This window comes from Thermocrispum municipale DSM 44069, from assembly GCF_000427825.1.
GTDB classification, from domain to species: domain Bacteria; phylum Actinomycetota; class Actinomycetes; order Mycobacteriales; family Pseudonocardiaceae; genus Thermocrispum; species Thermocrispum municipale.
In genome coordinates, this window is record NZ_KE386595.1 from 36,056 (window position 1) to 54,068 (window position 18,013).

At 68.9% G+C, this 18,013-nt stretch carries 15 protein-coding genes; 5 read left to right on the forward strand and 10 right to left on the reverse strand.

The window, feature by feature from the left end; genetic code table 11:
• Positions 1–152: 152 nt before the first annotated feature.
• A complete protein-coding gene (locus YWM_RS0120775; protein WP_028852301.1) occupies positions 153–1,367 on the reverse strand; it encodes a cytochrome P450 in 1,215 nt (404 codons plus the stop codon).
• An 11-nt stretch (positions 1,368–1,378) separates the two neighbouring features.
• Positions 1,379–1,690 (reverse strand): hypothetical protein, encoded by a 312-nt coding sequence (locus YWM_RS0120780; RefSeq protein ID WP_028852302.1) that lies wholly within the window; start codon positions 1,688–1,690, stop codon positions 1,379–1,381.
• Between the two features lie 57 nt (positions 1,691–1,747).
• Here YWM_RS0120780 and YWM_RS0120785 point away from each other — a divergent pair, with 57 nt between their 5' ends.
• Positions 1,748–2,359: a TetR/AcrR family transcriptional regulator gene (locus YWM_RS0120785; protein ID WP_028852303.1), complete on the forward strand. Its 612-nt coding sequence runs from the start codon at positions 1,748–1,750 to the stop codon at positions 2,357–2,359.
• A gap of 90 nt (positions 2,360–2,449) precedes the next feature.
• On the opposite strand, the gene YWM_RS0120790 is transcribed toward YWM_RS0120785, so the two are convergent.
• Both YWM_RS0120790 and YWM_RS0120795 read right to left on the reverse strand, forming a co-directional pair.
• Positions 2,450–4,633 (reverse strand): 3-hydroxyacyl-CoA dehydrogenase NAD-binding domain-containing protein, encoded by a 2,184-nt coding sequence (locus tag YWM_RS0120790; RefSeq protein WP_028852304.1) that lies wholly within the window; start codon positions 4,631–4,633, stop codon positions 2,450–2,452.
• 2 nt (positions 4,634–4,635) lie between these two features.
• Complete coding sequence (locus YWM_RS0120795; protein ID WP_028852305.1) at positions 4,636–5,844, reverse strand: acetyl-CoA C-acetyltransferase; 1,209 nt, start codon at positions 5,842–5,844, stop codon at positions 4,636–4,638.
• A gap of 129 nt (positions 5,845–5,973) precedes the next feature.
• Between YWM_RS0120795 and YWM_RS0120800 the strand changes: the two genes are divergently transcribed.
• The 4 genes from YWM_RS0120800 (at position 5,974) to YWM_RS0120815 (ending at position 10,799) form a co-directional block, all read left to right on the forward strand.
• On the forward strand, positions 5,974–7,170 hold the full coding sequence (locus YWM_RS0120800) for a TetR/AcrR family transcriptional regulator (protein ID WP_028852306.1): 1,197 nt from the start codon (positions 5,974–5,976) through the stop codon (positions 7,168–7,170).
• Positions 7,171–7,480: 310 nt separating this feature from the next.
• On the forward strand, positions 7,481–8,776 hold the full coding sequence (locus tag YWM_RS0120805; protein ID WP_028852307.1) for an acyl-CoA dehydrogenase family protein: 1,296 nt from the start codon (positions 7,481–7,483) through the stop codon (positions 8,774–8,776).
• Positions 8,773–9,993 carry an acyl-CoA dehydrogenase family protein gene (locus YWM_RS0120810; protein ID WP_028852308.1) on the forward strand — a complete coding sequence of 407 codons (1,221 nt, stop codon included), beginning with the start codon at positions 8,773–8,775 and terminating at the stop codon, positions 9,991–9,993. The genes YWM_RS0120805 and YWM_RS0120810 overlap by 4 nt, the downstream gene beginning before the upstream one ends.
• 287 nt (positions 9,994–10,280) lie before the next feature.
• Positions 10,281–10,799 carry an HD domain-containing protein gene (locus YWM_RS0120815; RefSeq protein WP_245566128.1) on the forward strand — a complete coding sequence of 173 codons (519 nt, stop codon included), beginning with the start codon at positions 10,281–10,283 and terminating at the stop codon, positions 10,797–10,799.
• Positions 10,800–10,935: 136 nt separating this feature from the next.
• Here the strand turns inward: YWM_RS0120815 and YWM_RS25465 are convergent, their stop codons facing one another.
• The 6 genes from YWM_RS25465 to YWM_RS0120840 all read right to left on the reverse strand — a co-directional run bounded on the left by YWM_RS25465 (position 10,936) and on the right by YWM_RS0120840 (position 17,983).
• Positions 10,936–11,307 (reverse strand): hypothetical protein, encoded by a 372-nt coding sequence (locus YWM_RS25465; protein WP_052345357.1) that lies wholly within the window; start codon positions 11,305–11,307, stop codon positions 10,936–10,938.
• A gap of 11 nt (positions 11,308–11,318) precedes the next feature.
• Complete coding sequence (locus tag YWM_RS27245; protein ID WP_483855302.1) at positions 11,319–12,209, reverse strand: Rv1352/Rv1906c domain-containing protein; 891 nt, start codon at positions 12,207–12,209, stop codon at positions 11,319–11,321.
• Positions 12,210–12,329: 120 nt separating this feature from the next.
• A complete protein-coding gene (locus YWM_RS0120825) occupies positions 12,330–13,487 on the reverse strand; it encodes an acyl-CoA dehydrogenase family protein (protein ID WP_028852310.1) in 1,158 nt (385 codons plus the stop codon).
• A gap of 1 nt (position 13,488) precedes the next feature.
• The gene (locus YWM_RS0120830) at positions 13,489–15,465 is read right to left on the reverse strand and encodes an acetyl-CoA carboxylase biotin carboxylase subunit (RefSeq protein WP_028852311.1); all 1,977 of its coding nucleotides are present in this window, start codon (positions 15,463–15,465) and stop codon (positions 13,489–13,491) included.
• 2 nt (positions 15,466–15,467) lie between these two features.
• On the reverse strand, positions 15,468–17,033 hold the full coding sequence (locus tag YWM_RS0120835) for a carboxyl transferase domain-containing protein (protein ID WP_028852312.1): 1,566 nt from the start codon (positions 17,031–17,033) through the stop codon (positions 15,468–15,470).
• 146 nt (positions 17,034–17,179) lie between these two features.
• Complete coding sequence (locus YWM_RS0120840; protein WP_028852313.1) at positions 17,180–17,983, reverse strand: SGNH/GDSL hydrolase family protein; 804 nt, start codon at positions 17,981–17,983, stop codon at positions 17,180–17,182.
• Positions 17,984–18,013: the final 30 nt, after the last annotated feature.

Consider the following 18,013-nt stretch of genomic DNA (forward strand, 5'->3'; position numbering starts at 1 on the left):
ACCGGACGAACGGCGACCCGGCCACAACCCGACCGGACGAACGACGGCCCGGCCGCAATTCGTCAGCGGCCGGGCCTGCCGTGCACGGTCTGTCGAGCTGCCGTGGTCCGCCCAGGTCACCTGCGTCCGGCCAGGCGACCTGAGCCTCCCCCCTATACCGCCACGGGCAGCTCGTCCAGTCCGCGCAGGTTGATCCGGCCGTTCCACCGCGGGTCGCCGGCCAGCCTCAAGTTCGCAAAACGCTCGACGAGCCGCTGGATCGCCACCTGCCCTTCCAGCCGGGCGAGCGCCGCACCGAGGCAGTGATGCGGACCCGCGCCGAAGCCGATGTGCTGGTGCGCACCCTCGCGGTCCAGCCGCAGCTCGTTGACGTCCGGCCCCCACTTGGCCGGGTCACGGTTGGCCGCCATGAGCCCGGCCAGCACGAACGACCCCGGCGGGATCTCGTGCTCGCCGACCCGGTACGGCTCCAGCGTGATGCGCCTGCTCTGCTGGACCGGGCCGTCGTAGCGCAGCAGCTCCTCGATCGCGTTCGTCGTCAGGTCCGGGTTCTCGCGCAGCGCCTGCAGCTGGTCGGGGTGCCGCAGCAATGCCAGCGTGCCGTTCCCGATGAGGTTGACCGTGGTCTCGTGCCCGGCGATGTAGAGCAGGCCGACCTGCGCGACCAGTTCCTCGTCGGTGAGCACGTCGCCGTCGTCCTCGGCCGCGATGAGGGCGGTCAGCAAGTCGTCCGCCGGGTTCTCGCGCTTCCACTCGATGGCGCCGGCCACCAGTTCGGCCATTTCCTTGCCCGCTGCGCCGATCTGCTTCATCAGCTCGACGTCCACCGCAGGCTCCAGCGACCGCACCATCATGCCCGCCAGTGACCGCAGCCGCTCGACGTCGATCCAGTCGGGCATGCCCATCATCTCGGTGATGACGGCGAACGGCAGCGGGAACGCCAGCTTCTCGATGAGGTTGCCGCCACCCGCTTCGGCCAGGTCGTCCAGCATCCCGTCGACCAGCCGCTCGATGTGCGGGCGGCGTTCCTCGATGGCCCTGCGGGTGAAAGCCTTCGCCACCAGCCGCCGCAACCGCGTGTGGTCCGGCGGGTCGCGGTCGAGCATCGACAGCGCCTGGAACACGGGCGTCTCGTCGCCGTAGACCTGCTCCTGCAGATCCCGCATCGGGCTCGGCCCCATGTTCCGCGGCTCGACCGAATGCCCGGCTCGCAGCAACCCCGCGACGTCGTCGTACCGGGTGAGAATCCAGAACCCGAGCGGGTGCTGATAGACCGGCGCCTGTTCCCGCAGCACGTCGTAGTGCGGGTACGGGTTGTCCGTGAAACCGGGAGCGAACGGGTTGAACAGCGGCTCGGTGGTGGTCATCCGCTTTCCTCCTATGCCGATTGGGCGTGTGCGGGCTGTGGCCCGGCGATGGCGAGATGTTCGGCGAACGTGTCGAGCACGACGCGAAGCAGCTTGTTGCGCTTCGCCGCCTCCGCCATGGGCGCAGCGACGTGATCGCTGCAGGCCTCGACGGCGGTGAACCAGCGGCGCCGAACGTCGAGCAGGAAACCGTCGAGCCCCCCGAACTCAGCATCGATCGCCCGGCGCCACTTGTCGACCCCTGCCGCGCCGTGCTGAGCCACGTCCGATGCCACGTCGTAGACCAGGTGATACCTGCGGTGCGTCCGCTCCCAGCCGGACATTGCACCCACCTACTCTCTGCATCTCACATACTCCGTGTATGTGAATATACTCGGCGTATGTCCCCAGTCAAGTCGCGCCGTGACATGTACGCGGAGGCAACGCGGGCCGCACTGCTGGAAGCGGCCACCAAGTTGTTCGCCGAACGGGGTTTCGCCGCCACCTCACTGGATGACGTGGCACGCGCGGCGAACGTCACGCGCGGCGCGGTCTACCACCACTTCACGAACAAGCTGGCGCTGTTCACCGCCGTCTTCGACGAGCAGGAACGACAGATCGTCGAACGCGCCGAGTCGGTGATGCTCCAGGGGCACGAAGACCTGTGGGAAGCCGCACTGGCCGGCGTCGACCAGTTCCTCGACGCCTGTCTGGAGCCGGTCTACAGCGCGATCGTGTGGCGCGAGGCCATCGGGGCCATGGGCTGGAATGCCTGGATGGAATTCGCCGAACAGCACTCGTTGGGGTTGGTCGAGCGCAGCGTCGAGGTGCTGGCTGCCGCGGGTCTGATCGACAGCGCGAACCGCAAGACCACCGCGCGCTTGGTTTTTCACCTGCTCGGGGGAGCCGGCATGACGCTGGCCAATGCCGAGAACCCGGCCGAGCTGCGCCCGGTGGTCGGCGCCACCGTCCGGCGCATGATCTCCTCGCTGCGCGCCACCGACCAGTCGTAGCGCGGGCCGGTGGGCGCCGATCACCGGCGTCGCACGACAAGCGAAAAGCCCGGGAGCCGTGCGGCTCCCGGGCTTTCGCGTCAGGGGAACTTACTCGTAGATCTCACCCTTGGCGGCCTTGTCCACCAATGACTGCGGGGGCTCGAACTGCGGGCCGTACTTGGCCGCGAGCTCCCGCGCCCGGTCGACGAAGCCCTGCAGCCCACCCGGGTACTGGTTGATGAACTGCACGACACCACCGGTCCACGCCGGGAAACCGATGCCGAAGATCGAGCCGATGTTGGCGTCCGCGACGGTGTTGATCACACCTTCGTCGAAGCACCGGATCGTCTCGACGGCCTGCGAGAACAGGTACCGGTCCTTGAGGTCCTCGAACGGAACGTCACCGGAGCCGGAGTTGAACGCCTCGCGCAGGCCCGGCCACAGGCCGACCCGCTTGCCGTCCTGGTACTCGTAGAACCCGGCACCGCCCGCCCGGCCCGGACGGTTCAGCTCGTCGACCATCTTGTCGACGACCGCGGCCGAGCCGTGCGGCGGCGGCAACGTGCCGCCCTCGGCCTTGATGCCTTCCTCGGTCGCCTTGCGGATCTTCTGCATCAGCGTCAGCGACAACTCGTCGGACAGCTGCAGCGGCGGAGCGGGGAAACCGGCCTGCGAACCGGCCTGCTCGATCGACGCGGGCTCGACGCCCTCGCCCACCGCGGCCAGCGCCTCGTTGAGGAACATGCCGATGACGCGGCTGGTGAAGAACCCGCGGCTGTCGTTGACCACGATCGGCGTCTTGCGGATCGCCTGGACGTAGTCGAAGACCTTGGCCAACACCGCGTCCGACGTCTTCTCCCCGCGGATGATCTCCACCAGCGGCATCTTGTCCACCGGCGAGAAGAAGTGGATGCCGATGAAGTCCTCCTGGCGCTGCACGCCCTGGGCCAGGCCGGTGATCGGCAGCGTCGAGGTGTTCGAGCCCAGCACGGCGTCCGGGGTCACGATGCTCTCGATCTCCTGGAACACCTTGTGCTTGAGCGCCTGGTCCTCGAACACCGCCTCGATGACGAAGTCGACGCCTTCGAAGTCGGCCGCGTCCGCGGTCGGCTTGATCCTGGCCAGCAGCTCGTCGGCCTTCTCCTGCGTGGTCTTGCCGCGGGAGACCGCCTTCTCCTCGAGCTTGACCGAGTAGCCCTTACCTTTCTCGGCCGCCTCCAGCGAGACGTCCTTGAGCACGACCTCGAACCCGGCCTTGGCCGACACGTAGGCGATACCCGCGCCCATCATGCCCGCGCCGAGCACGCCGATCTTGCGCGGCCGGTGCGTCTCGAAGCCGTCGGGCCGCGAGCCACCGTTGTTGATGGCCTGCAGGTCGAAGAAGAACGCCTTGGTCATGTTCTTCGCGACCTGACCGGTGGCCAGGCTGACGAAGTAGCGGGTCTCGATGTCCTGCGCGGACTCGAAGTCCACCTGGGTGCCCTCGACCGCGGCGGCCAGAATGGCCCGCGGCGCGGGCATCGGCGCGCCCTTGAGCTGCTTGCGCAGGTTGGCCGGGAACGCCGGCAGGTTCTGCGCGAACTTCGGGTTCGACGGGGTGCCGCCGGGGATCTTGTAGCCCTTGCGGTCCCACGGCTGCACCGCGGCGTCCGGGTTGTCCGCGTTGTCCTTGATCCACTTCTTCGCGGCGGGCAGCAGCTCGTCGACGCTGTCCACCACCTCGTGGATCAAGCCGAGTTCCTTGGCCTTCTCCGGCTTGTGCCGCTGGCCCTGCAGCAGCCAGTTCAGCAGCGCCGACTGGATGCCCAGCAGGCGCGTCGTGCGGACCACCCCGCCCGCGCCCGGCAGCAGGCCGAGGGTGACCTCCGGGAAGCCGATCTGCACGCCCTTGACGTTGGCGGCGATGCGGTGGTGGGCGCACAGCGCGAGCTCGAGCCCGCCACCGAGCGCGGCACCGTTGATCGCCGCGACCACCGGCTTGCCGAAGGTCTCCAGCTTGCGCATCGGCGCCTTGATGATCTCCTTCGACTCCCGGGTGAGCCGCTCGGCGTCCTCCGGCCGGATCTTGATCAGGTCGTTGAGGTCACCACCGGCGAAGAACGTCTTCTTGGCCGAGGTGATCACCACACCGGTGATCTGGTCCTTCTCCGCCTCCAGCCGGTCGACGGTGGCCTTCAGCGACTGCAGGTAGTCGCTGTTCATGGTGTTCGCCGACTGGTTCGGGTCGTCCAGCGTCAGTACGACGATGCCGTCGGCGTCGGACTCCCAGCGGATCGTGTTGGTGTACGTCATGCTCAGACCCTCTCGATGATGGTGGCTTCACCCATGCCGCCGCCGATGCACAGCGTGACCAGCGCGTAGCGCGCGTTCCGCCGCTCCAGCTCGTCGACCATGGTTCCGGTGATCATGGCGCCGGTGGCGCCCAGCGGGTGCCCCATCGCGATCGCGCCGCCGTTGACGTTGAGCTTCTCGTCCGGGATCTTCAGGTCCTTCTGGAACTTCAGCACCACGGACGCGAACGCCTCGTTCAGCTCGAACAGGTCGATGTCGTCGACCGTCAGGCCCGCCTTGGCCAGCACCTTCTGCGTGGCGGGCGTCGGGCCGGTGAGCATGATCGTCGGGTCCGAGCCGGTCACCGCGGTGGCCACCACACGGGCCCGCGGGGTGAGGCCGAAGTCCTTGCCTACCTGCTCGTTACCGATCAGCAGGATGCCCGCGCCGTCCACGATGCCGGAGCTGTTGCCGCCGGTGTGCACGTGGTTGATCTTCTCCACGTTGTGGTACTTCTGCAGCGCCACCGCGTCGAAGCCGCCCATCTCACCGATGGCCTCGAACGCGGGCTTCAGCTTGGCCAGGCCCTCCATCGTGGTGTCGGGACGCCGGTGCTCGTCGTGGTCGAGGACCACCACACCGTTGATGTCCTTCACCGGCACGACCGACTTGCTGAAGTAGCCGCCCGACCACGCCTTCTCCGCCAGCTTCTGCGAGCGCAGCGCGTAGGCGTCGACGTCCTCACGGGAGAAGCCCTCGATCGTGGCGATCAGGTCGGCGCCGATCCCCTGCGGGGCGATGTAGAGGTCGTAGGCCGTGGCCGGGTCCATGAACATCGCGCCACCGTCGGACCCCATCGGCACCCGGGACATCGACTCGACACCACCGGCGATGATCAGGTTGTCCCAGCCCGCGCGCACCTTCTGCGCCGCGGTGTTGACCGCTTCCAGGCCGGAGGCGCAGAAGCGGTTGAGCTGGACACCGGCGACCGTGTCCGGCAGGCCGGCGGCCAGTGCGGCGGTCCGCGCGATCACCGCGCCTTGGTCACCGACCGGCGACACCACGCCGAGGATGACATCGTCGATCACCGCCGGGTCGAGATCGGGGTGCCGCGCCTTCAGCTCGTTGATCAGACCGACGACCAGGTCGAGCGGTTTGATCGAATGCAGCGAGCCATTTTTGTTCTTGCCTCGAGGCGTACGAATCGCCTCGTAGATGAACGCCTCAGTCACGCCGACTGTCCTTCCTACACTGCACGTGTCTTGCCCGGATGGCGCTAATGCTCACTAACATAGTGACGCCAAATGCCCTGTTGTCAACCGGTTGTCGGCCGCACGACAAACGCTACAGTGGACTCACCTATGACGACGATCGCCGATGCGCCGGGCCGCGGTAAGCGCCCCCGCGACCGCAAGGAACAGCTGGCCGGTGTTGCCGCCAAGCTGTTCTGCGAGCGTGGCTTCCACGAGGTGGGGATCACCGACATCGCGGCGGCCGCCGGAATCACCGGGCCCGCGCTGTACCGGCACTTCAGCGACAAGCAGGCGATCCTGGCGCACGTGGTGTCGCTGGCCATCGACCATCTGGCAGCGGCGACCGCCCTGCCGGACCCCGAGGCACCGGCGATCGACCAGGTGGAAGCCATCTTGGAGAACCTGGCGCGGGTGTCGGTCGAGCGGCCGGAGATCTCCGCGCTGTGGCGCAGGGAGCGGCGCAACCTGCGCCCGGACGACCAGCGTGAACTGCGGCACCGCTGGAGCGAGTTGATCGCGAGCTGGGCGCGGCCGCTGCGCGCGGCGAGGCCGGAGCTGTCCGACGACGACGCGATCATGCTCTGCTGGGCGGCGTTGAGCGTGTACGGCAGCGTGGCGGTGCACTCGACCCGGCTGAGCAGGCGGCGCTACGTCGAGTTGCTGGTCGAGGCCGCGCGCGCTGTGTTGCATCACACTCCCGCGAACAAGCCGAACGGGCAGTCCGTGGACGCCGGGCCGTCGAACTCGGTCATGCCGCCGAGCAGGCGGGAGAAGCTGGTGATCGAGGCGGGCCGGCTGTTCGGCGAGCGCGGCTTCCACGAAGTGAGCATGGAGGACATCGGCTCGGCGGCGGGCATCAGCGGGCCGAGCGTCTACCGCCACTTCCCGAGCAAGACCGCGGTGTTCATGGCGGCGGCCGCGCGGGTCAACGACCGGCTGGTTCGCGGCCGGGAGCAGGTCGCGGCGACGGCGTCGACGGAACGGGAGGCGCTGGAAGGCCTGGTCCGCTCGTATGTGCCGGTGATGCGGGAATCCGCCGACCTGCTGCTCGTCGGCGGGGAAATCCGCGCATTGACCGACGCCGAGCGCGCCGAGCTGCGGCGGTCGCAGCGCGAGTACGTCTCCGAATGGGTCCGGTTGCTGATGGCCGTCCGGGGCGAGTTGACCGCACCCGAGGCGCGGGTGGTCGTGCACATGGCGCTGACCATCGCCAACGACCTGGTGCGCACCGGAGCCGTGCGGCGTAGGCCGGACCTGGACGCCGAGCTGCCGAAGCTCATGCTGGCCGCGCTCGGGATCTCGTAGCCGGCCTGCCGCCTGCGGCCGCGAACCGAGCGGTATCTCTCGTCCAGCGGCGCGGGGCCCGATCATCCGTCCCGCCACCTGCGAGACCGGCGCCACATCGCGCCCTCTCCCCTGGCCTGACCTCGGCTTGCCGGACACCGAAGATCGCTTTTTCCACCCCCTCGCTGGCGCGATCGCCCGCCCGGCGTTATTTTACGCGTCAGTAGGTAAGCAAAATCCGCCAGCGAACCGGCCAGAGGCCGATAGGGAGTGGACTGTGGCGAGCACACGTGGTGGGCCAGCAGGTCCCCAGCCGAAGAAGCGCGACTCGATGGGCCGGGCGATGGCCGTACTCACCAAGATCTCCAGCTCGCCGGTGATCGACCGGATAGGGCTGCGCAAGCCGCTGGAGAAGGCGCTCACCAGCAGCGTCAAGAACGGGTTCAAGGCAGTGGGCGCGAGCGAGCGCGTGTTCACCGCCACCAAGAAGCTCAGCAAGCCGCAACGGCTGCCCCGGCCGGCCGATCCCGAGCTGTTCGACCTGGAACCGACCGAAGAACAGCAGATGATCGTCGAGACGGTGCGCGAGTTCGCCGCAGAGCAGCTCCGCCCGGCCGCGCACGACGCCGACGCGAAGCTGGAGACACCGGACGGCCTGCTGGCGCGTGCCGCCGAGCTGGGCATCGGCGCGTTCGGCATCCCGGAGGAGCTCGGCGGCTTCGGCACCGAGCGGTCCGTGGTGACCAACGTGCTGGTGGCCGAGGCGTTGGCGCACGGTGACCTGGGTCTGGCCGTCGCGGTGCTGGCGCCGTCCGCGGTCAGCACCGTGCTGACCCAGTGGGGCGACGCGGATCAGCAAGCCACTTACCTGCCGTCGTTCACCGGTGACCAGCCGCCGGTCGCCGCGCTCGCGCTGCAGGAGCGCGGGGCGCTGTTCGATCCGCGCAAGCCGAAGGCGCGCGCCAAGCGGACCCCGTCCGGCTACGAGTTGACCGGCGTGAAGGCGCTGGTGCCGCGGGCGGCCGACGGCGAGCTGTTCGTGGTCTCGGCCGACCTGGAAGGCCGCGGCGGCGCGCTGTTCGTCGTCGAGGCGTCGACCACGGGCGTGTCGGTCAAGCCCGACCCGGCGATGGGTCTGCGCGGCGCGGCGACCGGCCTGCTCGAGCTGGACGCGGTGAAGCTGCCCGCGAACGCGCTGATCGGCGGCGGTGACCCGAAGGTGCTGCAGGAGACCGTGCGGTTGTCGCGGCTGGCCTGGTGCGCGTTGGCCGCGGGCACCGGCCGGGCCGTCCTGGACTACGTCATCCCCTACGTCAACGAGCGGAAGGCGTTCGGCGAGCCGATCAGCCACCGGCAGGGCGTGGCGTTCATGGTCTCGGACATCGCCATCGAGCTGGAAAGCCTGCGGCTGGTGACGCTCCGCGCCGCTTCCCGGGCCGAGCGCGGCAAGCCGTACGCGCGCGAAGTCGCGCTGGCCCGCAAGCTGGCCGCGGACAAGGGCATGTGGATCGGCAGTGCCGGGGTGCAGCTGCTCGGCGGCCACGGCTACGTGAAGGAGCACCCGGTCGAGCGGTGGTACCGCGACCTGCGGGCGGCCGGCCTGATGGAAGGAGCGGTACTGGCATGACGATCAACCTCGAGGTTCCGAAGAAGATCGCGCCGCTGGTCAACCAGGCACACCAGGCCGCGGCCGAGGTGTTCCGGCCGATCTCGCGCAAGTACGACCGGGCCGAGCACGCCTACCCGAAGGAGCTGGACACGTTCGCCGCCGTCCTGGACGGCATGAACCAGTCCGGTTTCGGCGGCGGCGCCGGTGCCGCGGGCGTGCGCCGCTCCGGTGGCGACAAGAAGAAGCCGGAAGGCAATGTCAACGGCGCGAACCTGCGCACGGTGCTGGGCACGATCGAGATGTGCTGGGGCGACGTGGCGCTGCTGCTGTCCATGCCGCGGCAGGGGCTGGGCAACGCCGCCATCGCGTCGGTCGCCAACGACGAGCAGCTCGAGCGGTTCGGCAACATGTGGGCCGCGATGGCCATCACCGAGCCGTCGTTCGGGTCGGACTCGGCCGCCGTGTCCACCACCGCGGTGCTCGACGGTGACGAGTACGTGCTCAACGGCGAGAAGATCTTCGTCACCGCGGGCGACCGGGCCGACGCGGTGGTCGTGTGGGCGACACTGGACAAGTCGAAGGGCCGCGCGGCGATCAAGTCGTTCGTGGTGGAGAAGACCCGGCCGGGCATCACGGTCGAGCGGCTGGAGCACAAACTCGGCATCAAGGCCTCCGACACCGCGGTCATCCGGCTGGACAACTGCCGGGTGCCCAAGGAGAACCTGCTCGGCAGCCCGGAGATCGACACCAAGAAGGGCTTCGCCGGGGTCATGGAGACCTTCGACAACACCCGGCCACTGGTTGCCGCCATGGCCGTGGGGTTGGCGCGGGCCGCGCTGGAGGAGACCGCGCGGATCCTCGACGAGGCCGGGATCGAGATCGACTACGACGCCCCGGCGAACACCCAGCACGCCGCGGCCGCGGAATACCTGCGGCTGGAGGCCGACTTCGAGGCGGCCTGCTTGCTGACGCTGCAGGCGGCGTGGATGGCGGACAACCGCAAGCCGAACTCGGTGCAGGCGTCGATGTCGAAGGCCAAGGCCGGCCGGTCGGTCGTGGACATCACGCTCAAGTGCGTCGAGCTGTGTGGCGCGCTGGGCTACAGCGAGGACTCGTTGCTGGAGAAGTGGAGCCGGGACTCGAAGATCCTGGACATCTTCGAGGGCACCCAGCAGATCCAGCAGCTGATCATCGCCCGGCGGCTGCTCGGCAAGAGTTCCGCCGAGTTGAAGTAGGGCTCGAGCAACAGCGGGTCGGCCGCGGGGCGTCGGTGCCTCGCGGCCGACTTCGTGTTCGGGGTCGGCCGATGTGTTCGGCGGGCGCCCTGCGGGGTCAGCCGATGTGTTCGGGGGCCGCCTGCGGGCTCGACATCGCGCCCGCGAGTAGGCGTGCTGCGCGGAGCCTGCGCAGCACGCCGGTCGCCGAACGTCCGTAGGCTCGTGGAGCACCCGTTGTAGGTCTGCCGAGGATGGGGGTTGCCGTGACCGATTCCGCCGCCGCGATCGCCGCATTCGGCTACGAGATGGGAATCCTCAAGCGCCTGCGCCGGGCAGGCTGGTGGCAGGCCGGGGTGCGTGACCCCGAGTCGGTCGCCGAGCACAGCCTCCGGGTCGCCCAGCTCGCCGCGGTGCTGGCGGCCGAGGAGAACGGCAACCCGGAGCGGGCCGCCTACCTGGCGCTGTGGCACGACAGCCAGGAAACGCGCACCGGCGACCTACCGCACAGCGCCCGGCCGTATGTGACCAAGCCGGATCCCCGCACCATCACCGCGGATCAGACCGCCGACCTTCCCGAACGCGCCAAAGAGTCCGTTCGCGACGCGATCGAGGAGTTCGAGGCCGTCGAGACCGTGGAGGCGCGCTGTGCCAAGGATGCCGACAAGCTGGAGATGCTTCTGCAGGCGGTCGAGTATCGCGACGTCGGCGTGGCCCAGGTCGACCGTTGGATCGAATCCGCCCGCAAGGATCTGCGCACCGCGACCGCGCGCCGGGTCGCCGAGGTGGCGGTGACCATGCCGTCGCTGAGCTGGCGCGGAGCCTGACCGACGCCGCCGCCGCGCACGGCGGAGCCTGCTCCAGGCGCATCGTCGCGCAGTTCAGCCCGTCCCGTTGCGGACGGACCGCCGCGCTTCCGGCTTTCCGCGGCGATCGATTCACCCGCTTCGTCGCGCGCGTTACCTAGTCATGTTCGAGGATCACCGACATACCGCTGTCCGGATGATATGACCACGTGGCCCGGATCCCGTCCCACGTGGCCTCGAGTGTTCCGTCGAGTGCTCGGGTGTGGTCCATTCGTGCCGCCACGGTTTGTGGCATGTCGAGTTCCACCAGAACGCACACGATGTCCTCGTACGATGCGCCGACCTCTTCCTGCCCCTCGCTTTGCATCCGCAGCCCTTTGCCGTCGTCGAGCACCTCGATGTACCCGGAACCTGGGGCGCATTCTTCTTTCGCCGCCTCGAATTTCGATCGCCCGTCGAAAGCGGTGCCGGCCACCGAATTCCCACAACCGACCAGGACCACCCCGATCGTCGCCGCCCCGAGTGCCATTACTGCCCGATTCATTGCCTACCCCACTCCCCGCACCCGTTCGTGCTGAAGTACTGCCCCTCGGAAAGCGTCACGGTCGGGCGGCCTCCACCCGGGATGTCGTTGGCCACGATGTCGTTACCGTTCGCGTCGGAGGTGATCTCCCAGTAGCAGCTGGCCGCGACCGGCTTTTTCGCTCGGTACGTGCCGGGACGAACATCGGAGCCAACGGCCCACGTGCCCCCCGAGATGGTGTTTCGCTCCTCGTCCTTTCCTGCTTGGTCACCGCACGCTCGCGCTTGCGAACCTCGGCTTCCTTGGACTTCACCGCGGCTTCCCTGGACTTCACCGCGGCTTCCCTGGACTTCACCGCGGCTTCTCGCGACGCAATCGCATCCCGCTCCGCCTCGATTTCCGCATCGCGCTCGGTGGCGGCCGACTCGACTCGTTCGATGCGCGCAACTGCTGATTCGCTGGCGGCCGCAACCGTGTGCAGGTCTCCGCTCAATTGCTCGAGCGCACGATTGGCGTCCCGGTTCTTCAGCCCGAACATCACGGCCAGCGTCCATCCGGCGATCAATGCCGATGCCACGAATGCTCCGGCGACAGCTATCCATCGCTTTCGCGCCCCAGTGCCTTTCATGACTCCCCCGGTCTGTGCTGCCGACGGCTGAGATTTCGCAGCACTGCCACGAAAGGTTGCGGGCGTGACAAAACCGAGACCAATTGCCGAAGGAGGTGAACGACGTCTGTGCCACGCTCACCTCAGCTGGTGAACAGCTCCCGCCTCGCCGGTCGAACACGCTCCGGGGCCCCCGGACGTGCGAAACGATGCTCTCGGACATGACGAATGGAGCCCCGAGGCATCGCGGTCGCCGACTGATTGCGGCGCTCGTTGCGAAGGTGGCCACCGAAGCGCGCATCAGAGGCGAGCGCCACACTCGATCAGCATGGTGATGCCCCGCAGGCAGCCGTCAGTTACCGACAGGGGCGACCGCAAGCCGGAGATATTCGCCTGACGCGGCGATGCGCCCGGAACGCCGCTACAGCCCGAGCCCCCGCGCGATGATCATCTTCTGCACTTCCGAGGTGCCTTCGCCGATCTCCAGGATCTTGGCGTCGCGGTAGAACCGGCCGACCGGGTACTCGTTCATGAAGCCGTAGCCGCCGAAGATCTGCGTCGCGTCCCGCGCGTTGTCCATCGCGGCGTTGGACGACACCAGCTTCGCGATGGCCGCCTCGCTCTTGAACGACTCGCCGCGCAGCATCTTCGCCGCCGCCGCGTAGTAGGCCAGCCGGGACGTGTAGACCCGAGCCTGCATCTCGGCGATCTTGAACTGGATCGCCTGGTACGTCCCGATCGTCTTGCCGAAGGCGACCCGCTCGCCGGCGTAGCGCACACACTCGTCGACGCAACCCTGCGCCAGTCCGGTGCCGATCGCGGCGATGGCCACCCGGCCCTCGTCCAGGATCGACAGGAACTGCGCGTAGCCCCTGCCGCGCTCGCCCAACAGGTTCTCCGCAGGCACGCGCACGTCGTTGAACGCCAAGCCGTGCGTGTCCGAGCAGTTCCACCCCACCTTGGAGTACTTCTTCTCCACGGTGAAGCCCGGCGTCCCGGCGGGCACGATGATCGCCGAGATCTCCCTGCGTTTGCTGCCCGGCTCGAAATCGGTCACCGCGGTCACGGTCACCAGGCGCGTGATGTCCGTGCCGGAGTTGGTGATGAACGACTTCGACCCGTTGATCACCCACTCGTCGCCGTCCAGTTTGGCCAGCGTGCGGGTCGCGCCCGCGTCGGAGCCGCCGTCCGGCTCGGTCAGTCCGAACGCACCGAGCGCCTCCCCCGCGCACAGCGACGGCAGCCACTGCTGCTTCTGCTTGTCGTTGCCGAACCGGTAGATGGGCATCGCGCCGAGCGACACCCCGGCCTCCAGCGTGATGGCCACCGACGAGTCGACCCTGGCCAGTTCCTCCAGCGCCAGGCACAGCGCGAAGTAGTCGCCGCCCATGCCGCCGTATTCCTCCGGGAACGGCAGCCCGAACAGGCCCATCTCGCCCATCTGCGCGACCAGCTTGTACGGGAACTCCTCCCGCTCGTACAGCTCGCCGATCACCGGCGCGACCTCGCGCTGGGCGAAATCCTCCACGGTCCTGCGCAGCGCCTCGTGCTCTTCTTCCAACCGCAGGTCAACGGCCATGTCAGTCCTCCTCGGTCTCCGGAGTCACCACGGCAAGGACTTCGTCCAGCGCCACCTTCTGGCCCGCGCTCACGGGCAGGTCGGTGACCACACCGCCGACCGGCGCGGTGATCGTGTGCTCCATCTTCATCGCCTCGACGACCAGCAACGGCTGGCCGGCATCGACACGCTCGCCCTGCTCGACCCGCACGACGAGCACGGTGCCCGGCATCGGGCTGGTGATCGGCCCGCCGGACGCGTCGGTGGTTTCCTCCGCGGCCAGCAGCGAGTGCTCACCGACCGCCCACACCTGCCCGTTCGCGGCAAGCCACAGCGTCCGCCCCTGTTGCAGCCGGGCATAGGTGGTGGCTTCCCCGGCGTAGCGGACCCGCAGCCTGCCGTTGATCAACTCCCCGGTGGCCCGCTGCGGCGGACCGTCGTCGATGCTGACTTCCGCGGACTCGGGACTCCCGATCACCCGCACCGTCGCGGCCCGATCGCCGCAGGTCAGCCGGAACGCCGTGCCCGCGGCTCCGCCCAGCCGCCAGCCCGTCGGCAGCTCCCAGGGGTCGACCACCGAACCTTTCGGCTGCATGCCGAGGAACTCGTCCATCGCGGCGGCGACAAGCACCGCGTCCGGCACCGGCTCGGCGCGTGTCAGCTGATCAACCTTGCGATCGACCAGCTGGGTGTCCATCCGCCCGGCGACCACGTCGTCGTCGGTCACCAACGCGCGCAGGAACGCCACGTTCGTCGTCAACCCGAACACCGCGGTGCCCGCCAGCGCCTCGGACATCCTGCGCAGCGCGTGCTCGCGGTCGTCGCCGTGCACGATGACCTTGGCCAACATCGGGTCGTAGTCGGAGCCCACGACACTGCCGGCACGGATGCCGCTGTCCACCCGCAGCCACTCGGCGTCCGGATGGTGCACCGCCAGCACGCGCCCGCCCGTCGGAAGGAAGCCGTTGGCCGGGTCCTCGGCGTAGACCCGCGCCTCGACGGCGTGGCCGCTCAGCCGGACGTCGGACTGGGTCAATCCCAGCGGCTCGCCCGCGGCCACCCGAACCTGCAGGGCCACCAGGTCCAAGCCCGTGACCAGCTCGGTCACCGGGTGCTCGACCTGCAGGCGGGTGTTCATCTCCATGAAGAAGAACTCGCTGGGGTTGTCCGCCGACACGATGAACTCGACCGTGCCCGCACCTCGGTAGCCCACGGCGCGCGCCGCGTCCACCGCCGCGGCACCCATCCGCTCGCGGGTTCGTTCGTCCAGCAGCGGCGACGGCGCCTCCTCGACGATCTTCTGGTGGCGTCGCTGCAGGCTGCACTCCCGCTCGCCGAGGTGCACCACGTTGCCGTGCTCGTCGGCCAGCACCTGGATCTCGATGTGCCGCGGCGCGCTGATGAACCGCTCGGCGAGCAACCGGTCGTCACCGAACGCTCCCCTGGCCACCCGCTGCGCGGACTCGATCGCCTCCGCCAGCTCGGCCGGCTCGTGCACCACGACCATGCCCTTGCCACCACCACCGGCCGACGGCTTCAGCAGCAGCGGGAACCCGATCTGCTCGGCGGCCTCGCGCAACTCGTCCGGTGTCCCGTCGGCGCCTGGAACGACGGGCACCCCGGCAGCGGCCACCGTCGACTTCGCGCGGATCTTGTCACCCATCGCCTCGATGGCTTCCGCGGGCGGCCCGATGAACACCAGTCCCGCGGCGGCGCACGCCCGCGCGAACTCAGCGTTCTCCGCGAGGAACCCGTAGCCCGGGTGGACCGCTTGCGCGCCGGTCTCCTTGGCGGCGGCCAGCACCGCCTCGACGTTCAGGTAGCTCTCCCGGGCGGCCGCAGGCCCGATGCGGACGGCCACGTCGGCCTCAGCCACGTGCAGGGACTCCGCGTCGGCATCGGAGTAGACGGCGACGCTGCGGATCCCCATCGCCCGCAGCGTGCGGATGACCCGCACCGCGATTTCCCCGCGATTGGCAATCAGCACGGTGTCGAACATGCTCACATCCGGAATACGCCGTAGGAGATCGGTTCCAGCGGGGCGTGGGAGGCCGCCGACAGCGCAAGACCGAGGACCATACGGGTGTCCATCGGGTCGATGACCCCGTCGTCCCACAGCCGCGCCGTCGAGTAGTACGGATTGCCCTGCCGCTCGTACTGGGCGCGGATGGCGTCCTGGTCGACGTTGCCGACCGTGCCGAGCACCTGCGCCGCCTGCTCCCCGCCCATGACGGAGATCCGCGCGTTCGGCCACATCCACAGGAACCGGGGCGAGTACGCGCGACCGCACATCGAGTAGTTCCCGGCGCCGAACGAGCCGCCGATGATCACGGTCAGCTTCGGCACCCGCGCGCACGCCACCGCGGTCACCATCTTCGCGCCGTGCTTGGCGATGCCGCCCGCCTCGTACGCCTTCCCGACCATGAACCCGCTGATGTTCTGCAGGAACACCAACGGAATCTGCCGCTTGTCGCACAGCTGGATGAAGTGCGCGCCCTTCATGGCCGACTCGCTGAACAGCACGCCGTTGTTGGCCACGATGCCGACCGGATGGCCGTGGATCCGCGCGAACCCGGTGACCAGCGTCGCCCCGTACTCCGCCTTGAACTCGGCGAACCGCGAGCCGTCCACGATCCGGGCGATCACCTCGCGCACGTCGTACGGCACCCGCGGGTCGGTCGGCACCACGCCGTACAACTCGGTGGGGTCGACGACCGGCTCCTCGGTCGGCACCACCTCCCACGGCGGTTCCGGCCGTGGCCCGAGCGTCGACACGATCATCCGGACCTTGCGCAGCGCGTCCGCGTCGTCCGCGGCCAGGTGGTCGGTGACACCGGACTGGCGGGCGTGCACATCACCGCCGCCCAGCTCTTCCGCGGTCACCTCTTCGCCGGTGGCCGCCTTCACCAGCGGCGGCCCACCCAGGAAGATCGTGCCCTGGTTGCGCACGATCACCGCTTCGTCGCTCATCGCCGGCACGTAGGCGCCGCCCGCCGTGCAGCTGCCCAGCACGGCCGCGATCTGCGGGATACCGCGCGCGGACATCGTCGCCTGGTTGTAGAAGATGCGGCCGAAGTGCTCACGATCTGGGAACACCTCGTCCTGCTTGGGCAGGAACGCACCGCCCGAGTCGACCAGGTAGATGCACGGCAGGTTGTTATGCAGCGCGATCTCCTGCGCCCGCAGGTGCTTCTTCACCGTCATCGGGTAGTACGTGCCGCCCTTGACGGTGGCGTCGTTGGCCACGATCACGCACTCCCGGCCGGAGACCCGCCCGATGCCGGTGATGATCCCCGCGGCCGGCGCTTGGTCGTCGTACAGACCGTTGGCTGCCAGGGCGGACAGCTCCAGGAACGGCGAGCCGGGGTCGAGCAGCTGATCGACCCGGTCCCGCGGGAGCAACTTGCCGCGGGCGACGTGCTTGGTGCGCGCCTTCTCCGGCCCGCCGAGCCGGACCCGCTTGAGCCGCTCGTTCAGGTCGGCGACCAGCTCCGCATGCCCGGCGGCGAACCGCTGGAACTGCTCGTCGCGCGGATTCGCCGACGAGCTCAACGTGGGGGCGTCCACCGGATAGCCTCCGCTCACCGTGGTTAGCCAACGTTAACGCCAGCGCCGATGTTAGTGACCGCTAACGCCGGTGTCCACACCCCTACCCCGAAACGAGGGGCGCCCGCCGAGCAAGCGGACGCCCCTGCAGAGTCGGTTCGGCCGAATCAGGCCACGGCCGCCTGCGTCACGGCCGATGCGAAGGCCGGGTAGTAGGCGTTGGCATGCCCCGCTGCGTTCGGGTGGTAGGACTCGACCAGGTTGCTCCACACGATGCCGTTGATCCAGTCGTCGGAAGCACACGCCTCGTGGCCGGCGAAAGCGTCCCGCACGTCGACGTAGGTGAAGCCTGCCGCCGCTGCGCGATCGGCGATGATCCCGCTCAGCTCGTCGGCCGCGCTGTTGACCGCCTCGCGCTTGGCCGAGCTGAACCACCAGCAGCTGTCGGAGGTCAGCACCCGCGGGTAGCCCATCACGACGACCCGGGCGTTGGGTGCCGCCGCGCGAATCTCGCCGTACAGCGCGTCCAGCCGCCCGGGCAGCTCGCTGCGCGCGAACTCCTTCGCCTCGTCCACCCGGCTCACGCACGAGCTGTCCGAGCTCGTGGTGCAGGTGATCATGACGTCGGCGAAGCCTGCGTCGTTACCGCCGATGGAGATCGACACCAGGGTCGTGTCGGCGGACAACGCGCTCAGCTGACTGCTGCGCACGTCCTCCGTGGTCGCGCCCGAGCACGCCGCGAAGGTGAACGACGCCGGAGCGTTCTCGTCCGCCCAGCGCTGCGCGTAGGCGTTGGCGCTGCGGTAACAGTCGCCTCCGCTGTAGGACCCGGCGCCGGTACCCGAGGCGTAGGAGTCTCCCAGCGCCACGTAATTCTCGGCGGCCGCATAGGCCGGGGTTGCCGCGACCGTGCCGACGGCCGACAAGAACGCGGCCGCGGCCAGAGCGATGACTGGGCGGATGTACCGCATGCTTCCTCCCGGTAGCAGGGTGTAACTGGG

Coding starts and splice junctions, on each gene's coding strand:
- YWM_RS0120775 (WP_028852301.1), bottom strand. CDS start 1,367: ATGACCACCACCGAGCCGCTGTTCAACCCGTTCGCTCCCGGTTTCACG.
- YWM_RS0120780 (WP_028852302.1), bottom strand. CDS start 1,690: ATGTCCGGCTGGGAGCGGACGCACCGCAGGTATCACCTGGTCTACGAC.
- YWM_RS0120785 (WP_028852303.1), top strand. CDS start 1,748: ATGTCCCCAGTCAAGTCGCGCCGTGACATGTACGCGGAGGCAACGCGG.
- YWM_RS0120790 (WP_028852304.1), bottom strand. CDS start 4,633: ATGACGTACACCAACACGATCCGCTGGGAGTCCGACGCCGACGGCATC.
- YWM_RS0120800 (WP_028852306.1), top strand. CDS start 5,974: ATGACGACGATCGCCGATGCGCCGGGCCGCGGTAAGCGCCCCCGCGAC.
- YWM_RS0120805 (WP_028852307.1), top strand. CDS start 7,481: ATGGGCCGGGCGATGGCCGTACTCACCAAGATCTCCAGCTCGCCGGTG.
- YWM_RS0120810 (WP_028852308.1), top strand. CDS start 8,773: ATGACGATCAACCTCGAGGTTCCGAAGAAGATCGCGCCGCTGGTCAAC.
- YWM_RS0120815 (WP_245566128.1), top strand. CDS start 10,281: ATGGGAATCCTCAAGCGCCTGCGCCGGGCAGGCTGGTGGCAGGCCGGG.
- YWM_RS25465 (WP_052345357.1), bottom strand. CDS start 11,307: ATGGCACTCGGGGCGGCGACGATCGGGGTGGTCCTGGTCGGTTGTGGG.
- YWM_RS27245 (WP_483855302.1), bottom strand. CDS start 12,209: ATGCGCGCTTCGGTGGCCACCTTCGCAACGAGCGCCGCAATCAGTCGG.
- YWM_RS0120825 (WP_028852310.1), bottom strand. CDS start 13,487: ATGGCCGTTGACCTGCGGTTGGAAGAAGAGCACGAGGCGCTGCGCAGG.
- YWM_RS0120830 (WP_028852311.1), bottom strand. CDS start 15,465: ATGTTCGACACCGTGCTGATTGCCAATCGCGGGGAAATCGCGGTGCGG.
- YWM_RS0120840 (WP_028852313.1), bottom strand. CDS start 17,983: ATGCGGTACATCCGCCCAGTCATCGCTCTGGCCGCGGCCGCGTTCTTG.